This is a genomic window from Streptomyces sp. 1-11 (assembly GCF_007176755.1).
In the GTDB taxonomy this organism is placed as follows: domain Bacteria; phylum Actinomycetota; class Actinomycetes; order Streptomycetales; family Streptomycetaceae; genus Streptomyces.
In genome coordinates this window covers 19,898-35,069 of sequence record NZ_BJTV01000005.1, presented here as the reverse complement: position 1 = coordinate 35,069, position 15,172 = coordinate 19,898, and the positions used below count along the sequence as shown (strand labels likewise).

General features: G+C 73.7%; 14 protein-coding genes. 12 read left to right on the top strand and 2 right to left on the bottom strand.

The features are described 5' to 3' along the window. Positions 1 to 73: 73 nt before the first annotated feature. Positions 74 to 808 (top strand): response regulator transcription factor, encoded by a 735-nt coding sequence (locus tag TNCT1_RS11995; protein ID WP_143630888.1) that lies wholly within the window; start codon positions 74 to 76, stop codon positions 806 to 808. Next, positions 805 to 2,304, top strand: a complete 1,500-nt coding sequence (locus TNCT1_RS11990) for a cell wall metabolism sensor histidine kinase WalK (protein WP_143630887.1) — start codon at positions 805 to 807, stop codon at positions 2,302 to 2,304. Before TNCT1_RS11995 ends, TNCT1_RS11990 begins: the two co-directional genes overlap by 4 nt. Positions 2,305 to 2,661: 357 nt before the next feature. Here TNCT1_RS11990 and TNCT1_RS11985 read toward each other — a convergent pair whose 3' ends face one another. Further along, positions 2,662 to 4,461: a bifunctional UDP-sugar hydrolase/5'-nucleotidase gene (locus tag TNCT1_RS11985; RefSeq protein ID WP_143630886.1), complete on the bottom strand. Its 1,800-nt coding sequence runs from the start codon at positions 4,459 to 4,461 to the stop codon at positions 2,662 to 2,664. A gap of 397 nt (positions 4,462 to 4,858) precedes the next feature. Between TNCT1_RS11985 and mshD the strand changes: the two genes are divergently transcribed. From mshD to TNCT1_RS11940, 9 genes are all read left to right on the top strand, one after another. Then, positions 4,859 to 5,785 carry a mycothiol synthase gene (mshD, locus tag TNCT1_RS11980; RefSeq protein WP_143630885.1) on the top strand — a complete coding sequence of 309 codons (927 nt, stop codon included), beginning with the start codon at positions 4,859 to 4,861 and terminating at the stop codon, positions 5,783 to 5,785. Between the two features lie 114 nt (positions 5,786 to 5,899). Further along, positions 5,900 to 6,286, top strand: a complete 387-nt coding sequence (locus TNCT1_RS11975) for a GntR family transcriptional regulator (RefSeq protein ID WP_143630884.1) — start codon at positions 5,900 to 5,902, stop codon at positions 6,284 to 6,286. After that, complete coding sequence (locus TNCT1_RS11970) at positions 6,283 to 7,179, top strand: ABC transporter ATP-binding protein (RefSeq protein ID WP_143630883.1); 897 nt, start codon at positions 6,283 to 6,285, stop codon at positions 7,177 to 7,179. The genes TNCT1_RS11975 and TNCT1_RS11970 overlap by 4 nt, the downstream gene beginning before the upstream one ends. After that, complete coding sequence (locus tag TNCT1_RS11965) at positions 7,176 to 8,201, top strand: ABC transporter permease (RefSeq protein ID WP_143630882.1); 1,026 nt, start codon at positions 7,176 to 7,178, stop codon at positions 8,199 to 8,201. The genes TNCT1_RS11970 and TNCT1_RS11965 overlap by 4 nt, the downstream gene beginning before the upstream one ends. Then, positions 8,198 to 9,052, top strand: coding sequence for a hypothetical protein (locus TNCT1_RS11960; RefSeq protein ID WP_143630881.1), 855 nt, complete (start codon positions 8,198 to 8,200; stop codon positions 9,050 to 9,052). Before TNCT1_RS11965 ends, TNCT1_RS11960 begins: the two co-directional genes overlap by 4 nt. Positions 9,053 to 9,176: 124 nt before the next feature. Beyond that, positions 9,177 to 11,531 (top strand): RNA degradosome polyphosphate kinase, encoded by a 2,355-nt coding sequence (locus TNCT1_RS11955; RefSeq protein WP_174266252.1) that lies wholly within the window; start codon positions 9,177 to 9,179, stop codon positions 11,529 to 11,531. After that, positions 11,512 to 12,648: a CHAD domain-containing protein gene (locus TNCT1_RS11950; RefSeq protein ID WP_143630879.1), complete on the top strand. Its 1,137-nt coding sequence runs from the start codon at positions 11,512 to 11,514 to the stop codon at positions 12,646 to 12,648. Before TNCT1_RS11955 ends, TNCT1_RS11950 begins: the two co-directional genes overlap by 20 nt. A gap of 19 nt (positions 12,649 to 12,667) precedes the next feature. Then, complete coding sequence (locus TNCT1_RS11945; protein WP_143630878.1) at positions 12,668 to 13,096, top strand: NUDIX hydrolase; 429 nt, start codon at positions 12,668 to 12,670, stop codon at positions 13,094 to 13,096. Positions 13,097 to 13,216: 120 nt separating this feature from the next. After that, positions 13,217 to 13,861: a dihydrofolate reductase family protein gene (locus tag TNCT1_RS11940; RefSeq protein ID WP_143630877.1), complete on the top strand. Its 645-nt coding sequence runs from the start codon at positions 13,217 to 13,219 to the stop codon at positions 13,859 to 13,861. Positions 13,862 to 13,914: 53 nt separating this feature from the next. Here the strand turns inward: TNCT1_RS11940 and TNCT1_RS35540 are convergent, their stop codons facing one another. Then, a complete protein-coding gene (locus TNCT1_RS35540) occupies positions 13,915 to 14,088 on the bottom strand; it encodes a hypothetical protein (protein WP_160160395.1) in 174 nt (57 codons plus the stop codon). Positions 14,089 to 14,188: 100 nt separating this feature from the next. On the opposite strand from TNCT1_RS35540, the gene TNCT1_RS11935 reads away from it, so the two are divergent. Then, the gene (locus TNCT1_RS11935) at positions 14,189 to 15,088 is read left to right on the top strand and encodes a hypothetical protein (protein WP_143630876.1); all 900 of its coding nucleotides are present in this window, start codon (positions 14,189 to 14,191) and stop codon (positions 15,086 to 15,088) included. The last annotated feature ends 84 nt before the right edge of the window (positions 15,089 to 15,172 follow it).

The window sequence follows — 15,172 nt, the reverse complement described above, 5'->3', positions numbered from 1 at the left end:
ACGGCCTTCCGGCGTGCGAGGCTGAGAGACACCCCGTCCACCCGATCCACCGCACCCCGAGGAACCGCGAGCGATGAGCCCCGCCGAAGGCGACCGTGACTCCCAGCGCATCCTGATCGTCGACGACGAGCCCGCCGTGCGCGAGGCACTGCAGCGCAGCCTCGCCTTCGAGGGGTACGGCACCCAGGTCGCGGTCGACGGCGCGGACGCCCTGGAGAAGGCGGCCGCCTACCGGCCGGACCTGGTCGTGCTGGACATCCAGATGCCCCGCATGGACGGCCTGACCGCGGCCCGCCGGATCCGGGGCGCCGGGGACACCACCCCGATCCTCATGCTCACGGCCCGCGACACGGTAGGCGACCGGGTGACGGGGCTGGACGCCGGCGCCGACGACTACCTGGTCAAGCCGTTCGAGCTGGACGAGCTGTTCGCCCGGATCCGCGCGCTGCTGCGGCGCAGCTCGTACGCGGCCGACGTGTCGGCCGAGGCCCAGGCGGACGAGGCGCTGACCTTCGGCGACCTGCGCATGGACCTCGCCACCCGGGAGGTCACCCGGGGCGGGCGACAGGTGGAGCTGACCCGCACGGAGTTCACGCTCCTGGAGATGTTCATGGCCCACCCGCGCCAGGTCCTCACCCGTGAGCAGATCCTCAAGGCCGTGTGGGGCTTCGACTTCGAGCCCTCCTCCAACTCGCTGGACGTCTACGTCATGTACCTGCGCCGCAAGACCGAGGCGGGCGGCGAGCCACGGCTCGTGCACACCGTCCGGGGCGTGGGCTACGTGCTGCGGCAGGGCGGCGCCGAGTGAGGCGCGTGGTGCGCCGCTACCAGGCACTGCCGATCCGGGCCCGGCTGGCGATGCTGGTGGCGGCGGCCGTGGCGTTCGCGGTGGCGGCGGTATCGGTGACCTGCTGGTTCATCGTGGAGCGCAAGCTGTACGACCAGGTCGACGCCGATCTGCAGAAGGTCTCCGAGCCGCAGCGTCTGGTGAACATCGTCTCCACCCTGGAGTCGTGCCCGCAGACGCCCGGCGACGCCGGACTCGGCGACTTCCGCGCCCACGGCAACTACTACTACATCCAGCTCGTGAAGAAGGACGGCACCGCCTGCGTGTCCTCCAACTCCGCGGGCCGGGTCAGGACCACCTCCACGGACACCGACGTCATCGCCCGGGCCGACAACCACGACGGCCTGATGCACGACGGCATCCTGCGCGACGGCACCGACTCCGGGGGCAAGGCGGTGCGGGTGCTGACCCAGCCGCTGACGTTCAGCCCGGGGCCCGGGACGCAGCCCCAGATGTACCCGAACACGGCCCTGATGGTCGCCATACCGCTGAAGAACACCCAGGACACGCTGAAGGACCTCGCCCTGGTCCTGCTCCTCGTCTCCGGCATCGGGGTGGTCGGGGCCGGCGCGGCGGGACTCGCGGTGGCCCGGGCGGGGCTGCGCCCGGTCGACAAGCTCACCGAGGCCGTGGAGCACGTGGCCCGCACCGAGGACCTGGGCATCCGCATCCCCGTCGACGACGACAGCGAGGACGAGGTGGCCCGGCTCTCGCGGTCCTTCAACTCGATGACCACCGCGCTGGCCGGCTCCCGCGACCTCCAGCAGCAGCTCATCGCGGACGCCGGTCACGAACTGCGCACCCCGCTCACCTCGCTGCGCACCAACATCGAACTGCTCACCCGCAGCGAGGAGACGGGCCGCCCGCTGCCCCCCGAGGACCGCAAGGCGCTGCTCGCCTCGGTGAAGGCGCAGATGACGGAACTGGCCGCGCTGATCGGCGACCTCCAGGAGCTGTCGCGTTCGGAGGGCCAGCGGGGCGAGCGCGTCCAGGTGGTGTCCTTCCAGGACACCGTCGAGGCGGCCCTGCGCCGGGCCCGGCTGCGCGGCCCGGAGCTGACCATCACCGCCGACCTGGAGCCCTGGTACGTCCGCGCGGAGCCGTCCGCGCTGGAGCGGGCGGTGGTCAACGTGCTGGACAACGCGGTGAAGTTCAGCCCGGAGGGCGGCACGGTCGAGGTCGGCCTGGCCAAGGGCGTCCTGACGGTCCGCGACCACGGCCCCGGCATCCCCGCCGACGAACTCCCGCACGTATTCGACCGGTTCTGGCGCTCACCCAGCGCCCGCGCCCTGCCGGGCTCCGGTCTCGGCCTGTCCATCGTGGCCCGCACGGTCCGGCAGGCGGGCGGCGAGGTCTCCCTGACCCGGGCGGAGGGCGGCGGCACGACCGCCACGATCCGCCTCCCCGGCGCGGCCACGGCTCCGCCGGACCTCTCCGCCGGCCGGGCTCAGTCCTAGCCGGGCGGTACCAGCCGGGGCGGTCCTGGCCGAGCGGTCACGCGCGTGACGGCCGGGGCGGGCGCCGCCCCGGCCGTCACGCGCGCCGCCGGGGCGAGGGCCGCGCTCGGGCCGAGGCCGATCACGCCGTCTGCCCTCATCGTCCCGCTCGCCCCGGCAGCGCACGCGGCTGCTCGGCGGCCGTCGCGTTCGGGTGCTCCGCCACGTCCCTCCACAGCCGCGCCGCGCTCCCGGTGCCCCGGAACGGAGACCTCTGCGAGCGCGTCCCCTGCCGCGGAACGGCGGTGCCCGCCGGCTCCGCGGCGGGAACGGCCGCGGAACGGCGGGCGAGTCGCGAGCCGGCCGCCGGACCGCCGGCTACTGCACGATCGCGATGCGGTCCGCCTTCGGCGGTGCGATCGGGTCGGCGGCCGAGGAGTTGGCCGTCAGGTAGTTCGCCAGCGCGGCCAGGTCGTCGCTGCCGACCAGGTCGTTCGTGCCCTGCCCCAGGGTCGGGAACCCGTCGCCGCCGCCCGCCAGGAAGCTGTTGGTGGCGACACGGTAGGTGGCGGCCGGGTCGATGGCGGCGCCGTTCAGCCGGATGGAGTCGGTGACCACGCGGTCCGCACCCGACTTGGTCATGTCCAGCGTGTAGGTGAGGCCGGCCGAGGGCTGGAGGATCTTCGGGGCGGCCGCGTTGGCGCCGCTCACCTGCTCCTTGAGCACCTGGACGAGCTGGGCGCCGGTGAAGTCCTGGAGGTTCACGGTGTTGGCGAAGGGCTGGACCGTGAAGCCCTCGGCGTAGGTGACCACTCCGTCGCCCTCGGCGCCCTTGGCCGCGTAGGTCAGGCCCGCGCGCACACCGCCCGGGTTCATCAGCGCGAGGCTGGTCTTCGGGTCCAGCTCCTTGCCGTGGGCGAGTTGCGCGTCGGCGATGAGGTCGCCCATGGGGGACTCGGTGCCGGTGTTGTTGACGTCACCGGAGATGTAGCCGATGGGCCGGTTGCCGATCGGCGCGGCCAGGGTGTTCCACTTCGAGATCAGCTCGGTCATGTCCGCCGCCTTGGGGACGTCCCGGGAGACCACGTGGTTCGCGGACTTCACGGCCGTGCGCACGATGTCGCCGGTGCCGCGGTCGTAGGTGAGCGTGGTGTCCGTGTACAGACGGCCGAAGGAGGCCGCGGAGGTGACCATGCGGGGCCGGCCCGACGGGTCGGGGATGGTGCAGACGTAGGCGTTGTGGGTGTGGCCGGTGACCAGCGCGTCGACGGCCGGCGTGACGTTCTTCGCGATGTCCACGATCGGGCCGGAGATGCCGGAGCCCGCGCCCGCGGAGTCGCAGTCGTAGTTGTACGAGCCCGAGGCCGGGTAGCCGCCCTCGTGGATCAGGGCCACGATCGACTGGACGCCCTGGCTCTGCAGCACCTTGGCGTACTTGTTGATCGTCTCGGCCTCGTCCTTGAACTTGAGGCCCTTGACGCCGTCGGCGGAGACGATGTTCGGGGTGCCCTCCAGCGTGACGCCGATGAAGCCGATCTTGACGCCGTTCTTCTTCCAGACCCAGTAGGGCTTCAGGATCGGCCGGTCCGTCTTGCCGTCGAGGACGTTGGCGGTGAGGTACGGGAAGTCGGCGCCCTGGAACTTCTTGTCGGTGTAGCAGCCGTCGGTGGGGTGGCAGCCGCCGTTCTGCAGGCGGGCCAGTTCCCTCGCGCCCTCGTCGAACTCGTGGTTGCCGACCGAGGTGACGTCCAGCTTCAGCTTGTTGAGCGCCTCGATGGTCGGCTCGTCGTGGAAGAGCCCGGACAGCAGCGGGGAGGCGCCGACCATGTCGCCGCCGGCCGCGGTGATGGAGTACGGGTGGCCCTTGCGGGCCTGGCGCAGGTGGGTGGCGAGGTACTCCGCGCCGCCCGCGTCGATCGTCTTCGTCGTCCCGTCGGCCTGGAGTTCGGTGACCCGGCCGGAGGAACCGGACGGGGGCTCCAGGTTGCCGTGCAGGTCGTTGAAGGACAGGAGCTGGACGTCCTGGTAGCGGCCGGAGTGGCCGGCCCCGTGGCCGTCCTCGCCGGTGTGCGCCTGCGCGGGCAGGGCGGCGGCCAGGCCGACGGCCGTGGCGAGGGCGGCGGTGGTGGCGAGGATGCCGTAGGTCCTGCGTCTGGTGCGCCGGGGTGCGGCTGACATGAAACCCCCCTGAGGGTCGGGCTGGGGCACGTGGCCCCCGTTCGCCGCGCAGCCTAAGGTCAACGCGCGTAGCGCGACAGGGGGTTCGTGGTTACGTCCTGGTTTCCCTTTGCCGTCCTTTTTCCTCGCGGCCCCGCCCTCCCCCCTTCACGACCCTGTCCTTCCCCCTTCACGGCGCCGTCCTTCCCGCTTCGCGACGCCGTTCTCCCCCCTTCACGACGCCGTTCTCCCCGCTTCGCGACGCCGGGACTTCCCCCTTCGCGACCCCGGGACTTCCCCCTTCGCAACGCCGGGACTGGCCCTCGGACGCCGGGTGACTTCCTCCCCGGGCGGTGCCGCGGCCCCGCTGCCCCGCGGTACCGGGACTTCGCCGCGGCCGCCCCGTACCCTCGTACGCATGAGCAGCGACGACACCGCACCGCCGGCCCCCTCCCGTTCCATCGAGACCCGCTCCGCGCTCGACCCGGACCAGGCCGAGGCCGTGCTCGGACTGCTCGCCGAGGCCGCCCGCGTCGACGGGCAGCAGCCGGTGTCCGAGCAGGGCCGGCTCCAGCTCCACGGGGGCCCGCGCGAAGGCGTCTCGCACCTGCTGCTGACCGCCGGGGACGAACTGGTCGGCTACGGCCAGCTCGAGGACACCGACCCGGTGGAGGCGCCGGCCGCCGAACTGGTCGTCCACCCGGCGCACCGCGGGCACGGGCACGGCCGGGCGCTGGGGTCGGCGCTGCTCGCCGCCTCGGGCAAGCGGCTGCGGGTGTGGGCGCACGGCGGGCACTCCGCCGCCCGCCATCTCGCGCAGGTGCTCGGCCTCACCCTGTTCCGCGAACTGCGGCAGATGCGGCGGCCGTTGACCGACCCGGAGCTGTCCGAGCCGGTGCTGCCCGAGGGCGTGAGCGTACGGCCGTTCGTGCCCGGCAAGGACGACGCGGCCTGGCTCGCGGTCAACGCGGCGGCGTTCGCGCACCACCCGGAGCAGGGCTCGCTGACCCAGCGCGACCTGGACGACCGCAAGGCCCTGCCGTGGTTCGACCCGGCCGGGTTCTTCCTGGCGGAGCGGCGCGGGGAGCTGGTGGGCTTCCACTGGACCAAGGTGCACGCTGAGGAGGGGCTCGGCGAGGTGTACGTCCTCGGGGTCCGGCCGGGCGAGCAGGGCGGCGGCCTCGGCAAGGCCCTGACCATGATCGGCCTGCGGCACCTGGCGGCGCAGGGGCTGCCGACGGCCATGCTGTACGTGGACGCCGACAACAAGGCGGCGGTCGCGGTGTACGAGCGGCTGGGCTTCACCACGTACGAGACCGACTTGATGTACCGCACCGAAACCTGACGAACGGGGCGTCGGCGGACGCCCGGTGCGCACCCCAGGGGTGGCCGGCTTGACGGCCACCCCTCTCTTGCACCACCCTTTCACTACTCAATTAGTGAAAGGGTGGTTCTACGCGTGGTCGAATACCGCATCGACCGGCACAGCGGGGTCGCCACCTACGTCCAGATCGTCCAGCAGACCAAACAGGCCCTCCGGCTCGGCCTGCTGCGCCCGGGCGACCGGCTGCCGACGGCCCGCGAAGTCGTCGAGGCCACCGCCATCAACCCCAACACCGTCCTCAAGGCCTACCGCGAGCTGGAGCGCGAGGGCCTGGTCGAGGCACGGCGCGGACTCGGCACCTTCGTCCGCCGCTCGCTGGGCGCCGCACCGGCCGACTCCCCCCTGCGGGCGGAGCTGGAGGAGTGGACGGCGCGGGCAGCCCGGGCGGGCATGGACCGGGACGACGTGGCGGCCCTGTTCACCGCCGTACTCGACAAGCACTTCCAGGGAGAACGTTCATGAGCGACACGGCTGTGGAGGCCGCCGGCCTCGGCAAGCGCTTCGGGCGCCGGGGAGGCTGGGCGCTGCGCGAGTGCGGCTTCCGGCTGCCCGCCGGGCGGGTGTGCGCTGTCGTCGGGCCCAACGGCGCCGGCAAGTCGACGCTGCTCGCCCTCGCCGCGGGACTGCTCCCGCCCACCGAGGGCCGGCTGACGGTGCTCGGCACCACGCCCGCAGCCGCCCGCGCCCGGGTGGGCTACGTCGCCCAGGACAAGCCGCTGTACCCGCAGCTCACGGTCGCCGAGACGCTCGCCATGGGCGCCGACCTCAACCCCGAGCACTGGGACGCGGAGACCGCCGGACGGATCGTGGCCGCCGGCCCGCTCGACCCCGGGGCCCGCATACGGTCGCTGTCCGGCGGCCAGCGCACCCGGGTCGCGCTCGCCCTGGCGCTCGGCAAGCGGCCCGGACTGCTGCTCCTGGACGAGCCGATGGCCGACCTGGACCCGCTCGCCCGGCACGAGCTGATGGGCACCCTGATGGCCGAGGCCGCCCAGTACGGCACCACGATCGTGATGTCCTCACACGTGGTCGCCGAGCTGGAGGACTCCTGCGACCACCTGCTGCTGGTCGGCGACGGCCGCATCCGGCTGGCCGGCGAGATCGACGACCTGCTCGCCGCCCACCTCAGGGTCAGCGGGCCCGCCGAGCAGGCGGGCCCGGACGCGCACACCGTGGTCGAGTCCCGGGTCACCGGCCGCCAGCGGACGGCGCTGATCCGCCCGGCCGGACCGCTCGACGGCGGCTGGCACGCCTCGGCGCCCACCCTGGAGGAACTGGTCCTCGCCCACCTGCGCAACCCGCAGGCCCCCGCCCTCACCACCGCTCCGGCCGCGACCGAGGAGAGTGCCGCGTGACCGCCACGACCGCACCGGCCGCCGGCCGGACCCCCGCCGCGCGGCCCCGGCCGGCCCGCTGGCTGCTGCGCCTGCACCGCCCGGCGCTCGCCGTCTGGACCGGCGTGGTGGTCCTCGGCGCCGTGCTGCTGCTGTGGCTCGCCGGACCGCTCACCGACGCCGCGGCCGAGGGCTGGCGGCAGTACAACGCCTGCGAGTGGTCCGAGAAGTGCCCCTACGACCAGGACGCGATCCTGCGGTACAAGGACGTCTACAACTACCTCACGCTGTCCCTGGCCGCGCTGCCGTTCCTCGTGGCCGCCTGGGCCGGCGCCGCCCTCACCGGCCGCGAGCTGGAGTCCGGCACCGCCCGCCTCGCCTGGACCCAGGGCGTCACACCCGTCCGCTGGCTGGCGACCGGTCTCGTGCTGCCCGCCGCGGCGGTCACCGCGGGGACGAGCCTGCTGGTCCTCCTGCACCACCGGGCCTGGTCGGCCGCCGACGGCCGCGTCGACACCGCCAAGAACTGGTACGACTTCTGGACCTTCCACACCAACGGCCCCACCACCGTCGCCCTCGCGCTGGCCGCCCTCGGCGTCGGCGCCCTCACCGGGCTGATCCTGGGCCGCGCCCTGCCCGCGCTCGCCGTCTCCGTCGTCGTCACCGGCGGCGTCTGGGGCCTGGCGCAGTGGCTCATGCCGCACCTGTGGCCGGCCGTCACCCGCGTGACCGGCCTCGAGCACGGCTACGCCGCCCCCTACTCCGGCGTGGACGTCGCCAAGGGCCTGGTCACCCGCGGCGGCGGGCACATCCCCGAACCCGAGTGCTACGCCGCCACCACCGAAGGGTGCGCGCGGCAGTTCCGCGAGCAAGGCGCCGTCGGCTGGTTCCACACCTACCACCCCGCCTCCCACTACTGGCCGCTCCAGCTCACCACCAGCGCCTTCCTGCTGGCCGTCGCCGCCCTGGCCGCCCTGGCCGCGTTCCGCACGCTCCGGCGCCTGTCCGGGTCGCCGCGGGCCGCACGGGGGGCCGCCGCGTGAGCGCCGCCCCGCAGGGCCTGCCCCGCACCGTGCTGCGGCTGCACCGCACCGCCCTGCTCGTGTGGGCGGCCGCCGTCGCCGCCCTGACCGGCTGGCTGGTGTGGCTGAACGAGGTCACCGCCGGCTCCGTCACCGAGTCCCTGGCCCGGTGCCGCCACACCGACCTGTGCCACGACGCCTTCACCGGCCTCGGCTACAGCGAGCCGACCGGCTGGATCGGCACCCTCGTCTGCTACAGCTTCCTGGCCGTCGCCGCTTTCGCCGGCGGCGCGCTCATCGGCCGGGAACTGGAGTCCGGCACCGCCCGCCTCGCCTGGACCCAGGGCGTCACACCCACCCGCTGGCTGACCGCCAAGCTCGCCCTGCCGGCCCTCGCCGTCACGGTGGGCGGCACCGTCCTGGTGCTGATGTACCGCTGGGGCTGGGGAGCCCACCGCTCCCTCATGGGCGACCACTGGTCCACCGCCGACGTCTTCGTGGCCCGCGGCCCGCTCACGGTGGCGTACGGCCTGTGCGCGCTGGCCACCGGCACCCTCGCGGCGCTGCTCCTGCGCCGGACGCTGGCCGCGCTCGCCGTCTCCGTCGCCGCGATGTGGCTGGTCAACACGGTGCTCGCCCACTACCGCGCGGACCTGTGGCCGGCCCTGACCCGCACCTCCCCGAAGCCGTTCGCGCTGCCCGCGAGCGCCTGGCAGGTGAACCGCGGACGCAACGCCGGCGGCGATTTCGCCGTCTACCACCCCGCGTCCCACTTCTGGCCCCTGCACCTGGTGGAGACGGGCGTCGTGCTGGCCCTGACCACGCTGGCCGCGACGGCCGCCTTCCTGGTGCTGCGCCGCCGGGCCGCCTGACCCGGCGCCCGGGCGCGCGTCCCTTCCACGGGGGGAGGGACGCGCACCCGGGAGCCGCCCCCCGCTATCCGGGACGTCATGTCTCCGTAACCATCGATTCAGACTGGCTTTTTACGCTCGGCCAATGAAGCCCGCCGTGCCAGAGCCTTCGCCACCCCCCGAGGGGCCCGCGGGGAACGGGGCCGTGACGCTCCCGCCCGCACGTTCCGACGCGCCTGTCTCGCCCGTGGCGCGGAAGAATGGTGTCATGAGTCAGCACGACACCCAGGCAGAGGCCCAGCACACGCAGCCCTCCGTGGGCTCCATCGCCGCGCACCGGTCGCATACCGTCGCGGCGACCGTTTCCGACCTGGAACCCGACCTCGACGCCGACCTCGACGGTTACGAGGAGGCGCCGGGCGAAGGGGCTCCGCTGCCCCAGGGCCGTTTCCTCGACCGGGAGCGGAGCTGGCTCGCCTTCAACGAGCGCGTCCTGGAACTGGCCGAGGACCCGAACACGCCCCTGCTGGAGCGCGCCAACTTCCTGGCGATCTTCGCCAGCAACCTGGACGAGTTCTTCATGGTCCGGGTGGCCGGCCTGAAGCGCCGCATCGCCACCGGCGTCGCCACCCGCTCCGCGTCCGGCCTGCAGCCGCGCGAAGTGCTGGAGATGATCTGGGCCCGCTCGCGCGAGCTGATGGCCCGGCACGCCGCCTGCTACCACGAGGACGTCGCCCCCGCGCTCGCCGACGAGGGCATCCACCTGGTGCGCTGGAACGAGCTGACCGAGAAGGAGCAGGCCCGCCTCTTCACGCTCTTCCGGCACCAGATCTTCCCCGTGCTGACCCCGCTGGCCGTCGACCCCGCGCACCCCTTCCCGTACATCTCCGGCCTCTCCCTGAACCTGGCCGTCATCGTGCGCAACCCGGTCAGCGGCAACAAGCACTTCGCCCGCGTGAAGGTGCCGCCGCTGCTGTCCCGGTTCCTGGAGGCCGCGCCGGGCCGCTACGTCCCGCTCGAGGACGTCATCGCCGCGCACCTGGAGGAGCTCTTCCCGGGCATGGAGGTGCTGGAGCACCACGCCTTCCGGCTCACCCGCAACGAGGACCTCGAGGTCGAGGAGGACGACGCCGAGAACCTGCTCCAGGCCCTGGAGAAGGAGCTCATGCGGCGCCGCTTCGGACCGCCGGTGCGCCTGGAGGTCGAGGAGTCCATCGACCGCGAGGTGCTGGACCTGCTGGTCCGCGAGCTGAAGATCACCGAGGCCGAGGTGTACCCGCTGCCCGGCCCGCTGGACCTCACCGGCCTCTTCCGCATCCACAGCCTCGACCGGCCGGAGCTGAAGTACCCGAAGTTCGTCGCCGGCACCAACCGCGACCTGGCCGAGGTGGAGTCGGCGACCGCGCCGGACATCTTCGCCGCCCTGCGCGTCCGCGACGTGCTGCTGCACCACCCGTACGACTCCTTCTCCACGTCCGTGCAGGCCTTCCTGGAGCAGGCGGCCGCCGACCCGGACGTCCTGGCCATCAAGCAGACCCTGTACCGCACCTCCGGCGACTCCCCGATAGTCGACGCGCTCATCGACGCCGCCGAGTCCGGCAAGCAGGTCCTCGTCCTGGTCGAGATCAAGGCCCGGTTCGACGAGCACGCCAACATCAAGTGGGCGCGCAAGCTGGAGGAGGCCGGCTGCCACGTGGTGTACGGCCTGGTCGGCCTGAAGACGCACTGCAAGCTGTCCCTCGTGGTCCGCCAGGAGGGCGAGACCCTCCGCCGCTACAGCCACGTCGGCACCGGCAACTACCACCCGAAGACGGCCCGGCTGTACGAGGACCTCGGCCTGCTGACGGCCGACCCGCAGGTCGGCGCGGACCTCTCCGACCTCTTCAACCGGCTCTCCGGCTACTCCCGCCGCGAGACCTACCGCCGCCTCCTCGTCGCCCCCAAGTCGCTGCGGGACGGCCTGATAGCGCGGATAGACAAGGAGGTCCAGCACCACCGTGCGGGCCGTCCGGCCTTCGTGCGCATCAAGGTCAACTCGATGGTGGACGAGGCGGTCATCGACGCGCTGTACCGCGCCTCGCAGGCCGGCGTGCCGGTGGACGTGTGGGTGCGCGGCATCTGCGCCGTCCGCCCCGGCGTCGCGGGCCTCTCGGAGAACATCCGGGTCCGCTCCATCCTCGGCCGCTTCCTCGAGCACTCCCGGGTGTTCGCCTTCGGCAACGGCGGCGAGCCCGAGGTGTGGATCGGCAGCGCCGACATGATGCACCGCAACCTCGACCGCCGGATCGAGGCCCTGGTCCGGGTCACCGACCCCGGCCACCGGGCGGCCCTGAACCGGCTGCTCGACACCGGCATGTCCGACACCACCGCCTCCTGGCACCTCGGCCCCGACGGCGAGTGGACCCGGCACGCGACCGACGCCGACGGACAGCCCCTGCGCAACATCCAGGAGATGCTCATAGACGCCCGGAGGCGCCGGCGTGGCACAGCGACACCCTGACCCGACGGACCCCACGGCCCAGGCGGTGACGGGGGACGCCCTCGCGGGCTACCTCCGCGCCCGGGCCACGGAGTTCCTCCGCGCGCTGCGCACGCACCGGGAGACCGGCGGCACCGCGAGCGGCGCGCAGGAGTCCGTCGACGCGGCACTGCTGCTGCGCCGCTCGGCCCGCCGCATCAGCGCCAGCCTGCACACCTTCCGGCCGCTGCTCGACCCGGACTGGTCGGAGGAGATGCGCCCGGAGCTGGCCTGGCTGTCGGGCACCCTGAAGCTGGAACACGCCTACGAGGCGCGGCTGGAGCGGCTGCTGCAGGCCCTGAACCGGCTCTCGGGCGCCGGGGCGCTGCCCGCCCAGCCGGTGGCCGTGATGGCCGCCGGCGCCCTGACCGACGCGGGCGCGGCGCACAACGGCGGCCGGACGGGCGCTCCGGCACCCGTCCCGCTGAACCCGGCGCCACCCGGCGCCGCCCGGCCGGCGCCCGCCCCCGAACGCGGCAGCCTGACGGTCGGCGCGGCCAAGGCGGGGGCCCTGCTGGACCGTCAGCTCACCCTCGCCCGGACCCGGGCCCACTCCACCGCCCTGCAGGCCCTCGGCTCCTCCCGCTTCCACGCGGTCGCCGACAAGGTGGCCTTACTCGCCAGCGAGGTCCCGCTGGCCCCCGTCGCGCCCGGCGCCGAGCTGCGCCCCCTCGCCACCGCGGCAGAGGAACGGCTCACCCAGGCCGTCGCCGCCCTGCCCCTGCTCACCGCGGGCCATCCCTACAACGCGGAGGCGCTGGTCCACGGCCTGTCCCCGGACCCGTCCCCGCACCCCCAGGACGGCCCCTGGCACCAGGTCCGCCTGCTGCTGCGCCTGCACCGCTACGCCCGCGAGGTGCTGCACGGCGGCAACTCACCCGCCGATCTGCGGCTCCTGACGGCCGGACAGGCGCTGAACCGCCACCGGGACGCCTCGGAGGCGGCAGCGGCGGCGGCCCAGGCGGCCCGCACACCCCGCATCGCCCCGGCCACGGCGTACGCGCTGGGCGTGCTCCACGCCGACCAGCGGCACGAGGTGGAGGCGGCCAGGTTCGCCTTCCAGCAGGCCTGGCAGAAACAGACGGTCGGCGCGTCCTGAACCCCCACGAGGAGACGGTGTGAACGACACCAGGGTCGAGGCGGCGGGCTGCGTCCTGTGGCGCCGCTCGTCCTCGGGCGGCATCGAACTGGCCTTGGTCTTCCGGCCCAAGTGGTCCGACTGGTCCTGGCCCAAGGGGAAGCTCAAGAAGGGGGAGACGGCGCGCGAGGCCGCCGTGCGCGAGGTGGCCGAGGAGACCGGCCACGCCTGCCGGCTCGGCCCGGCCCTGCCGACCGCCCGCTACGTCGACCACACCGGACGGGACAAGCAGGTGCGGTACTGGGCCGCGGAGTCGACCGCCGGCGCCTTCGTGCCCAACGACGAGGTGAGCGAGCTGCTGTGGCTCCCGCCGGACGAGGCACGCCGGCGTCTGACCCACGAACGGGACAGGGAACTGGTCTCCGCGGCGCTCGCGGCGACCGGCCTCGACCGGCGCGCGGAGACCTGACGCGCCGGGTACCGCGGGAAATCCCGCGGGCCGCTGTCGATCCGGCCGGTTCCCGTTCGACGTCATGGTGTGGGGCGCCCCGCCGCACGACGACATCCCGAGGACCTTGGGAGGACAGACGTGGACCAACTGCTGAGAGTCATGAACTTCAACGTCTCGAGCGACGGGATCGCCGCCGGCGAGCACCAGAGCCTGGAGCGGCCGTTCGGCCTCGACAGCCCCGAGCGGCTGTTCGCCTGGGCCGGAGCCACGGCGAGCTGGCCGATGCGCACGGAACCCGGCGGGAGCCGCGGCCTGGACGACTACTTCACCCGGGACTTCGCCCACGGCATCGGCGCCGAGATCATGGGGCGCAACAAGTTCGGGCCCCAGCGAGGGCCCTGGCAGGACCACGAGTGGCGCGGCTGGTGGGGGGAGGAGCCGCCGTTCCACACGCCCGTGTTCGTCATGACCCACCACGAGCGTCCGTCGTTCACGCTCTCCGACACCACGTTCCACTTCGTCGGCGGTGAGCCGGCCGCGGTCCTGCAACGGGCGCGGGAAGCGGCCGGGGGCAAGGACGTCCGGCTCGGCGGCGGGGTCACCACCGTCCGGCAGTTCCTGGACGCCGGCCTCGTCGACACCCTGCACGTGGCGGTCTCGCCGGTGGAGCTCGGCCGCGGGCTACGGCTGTGGGAGTCCCCGGACGAGCTGCTCGACCGGTTCCACCTGGAGGTCGTGCCCAGCCCGAGCGGGGTGACGCACCACCTGTTCTGGCGCAGGTGACACCGGGCCGGCCGGCTCCGCCCGCCCGGTCGCCGCTGGTGCGGCAGACCGCTTCACCCGGCCTCCGCGTGCGCCTGCGCGTCCGCTCTGGCGAGGCTGCGGGCCCGGCGCGCCGGGCCGCGCCAGCCGCAACTGCAGCGCGCCACGCAGAAGCGGCCCTGCTCGGTCGTCGTAGTGAGGTGTTCCTGCCCCTGCCGGACTCGCCCCGGCCCGTCCTGCTGCACCACGGTGACAACGGTACGGCAGCGCGTGACGGTGCTCCCTACCGGTCGTTAACCGGGAAGACAGGGGGCCCGTGACGGACCTACCGGCTGGGGGTTTCACGCGATGGATCGGCGGCAGTACAGGCGCGCGGGAAGGACCGCCCTCGCGGTGGGAGTGATGCTCGGACTCGGGGCGGCCGCCACCGGGTGCACCGGTGACAGAGCCGCCGCCGAAGGGGCGCACGGCGCAGTCGGCGACCCGGTGGCCGTGCTGCGGCGGGCCGCCGGCGCCCTGCGCGAGGCGGGCAGTTCCAAGGCCGCCACGTCCATGGAGATGGCGACCGGCGGCACCCGGGTCACCATCCGCGGCCAGGGCGGCTACGACTTCCGGCACCGGCTCGGGCAGCTCACCGTGGTGCTCCCTGAGGACCCGTCGGGCACCCCCGAGCACCGGCCCATCACCGAGCTCCTCGCGCCCGGCGCCCTGTTCATGAAGAACCGGGGCGCGGGCGTGCCCGCCGACAAGTGGGTACGGGTGGAGACCGCGGGACTGTCCGACGGCAACCTGGTCACCGGCGGCGCCACCGACCCGTACGCGGCGGCGGAGGTGCTGCGCGGCACGCGCACGGCGGCGTACGTGGGGCGGACCGAGGTGGGCGGCACCCCGGTGCGGCACTACCGGGGGACGGCGGACCTGTCCCGCGCGTCGGCCGGCGCCTCGGCGGACAACCGGGCGTCCCTGGCCGCGGCGGCCAAGGGGTTCGCCACGGCGGACGTGCCGTTCGACGCCTACCTCGACGACCACGGCCGCATCCGTAAGCTGCGCCAGCGCTTCAGCTTCGTCAACGGCCGCGAGAAGACCCCGGTGGCGGTCACCTCGACCACGCTGCTGTACGGGTTCGGCACCCCCGTCGACGTGCGGCTGCCGAGCCCGGGGGACATCTACGCGGGCCGCGTCGCCGAGAGCGGGACCGGCGCGGAGCGCGCCCCGGGGACGAGATCCGGTCAGGGCACTAGTCAGTGACGCACCGGCCGAACTAGCCCGTCCGTGCCATGCGCGGTGTGTGGGGCGCTGCCTACTCTAGGAAGCCGGTGACGGCAGAGACGA

Coding starts and splice junctions, on each gene's coding strand:
- TNCT1_RS11935 (WP_143630876.1), top strand. CDS start 14,189: ATGGATCGGCGGCAGTACAGGCGCGCGGGAAGGACCGCCCTCGCGGTG.
- mshD (WP_143630885.1), top strand. CDS start 4,859: ATGAGCAGCGACGACACCGCACCGCCGGCCCCCTCCCGTTCCATCGAG.
- TNCT1_RS11995 (WP_143630888.1), top strand. CDS start 74: ATGAGCCCCGCCGAAGGCGACCGTGACTCCCAGCGCATCCTGATCGTC.
- TNCT1_RS11955 (WP_174266252.1), top strand. CDS start 9,177: ATGAAGCCCGCCGTGCCAGAGCCTTCGCCACCCCCCGAGGGGCCCGCG.
- TNCT1_RS11970 (WP_143630883.1), top strand. CDS start 6,283: ATGAGCGACACGGCTGTGGAGGCCGCCGGCCTCGGCAAGCGCTTCGGG.
- TNCT1_RS11985 (WP_143630886.1), bottom strand. CDS start 4,461: ATGTCAGCCGCACCCCGGCGCACCAGACGCAGGACCTACGGCATCCTC.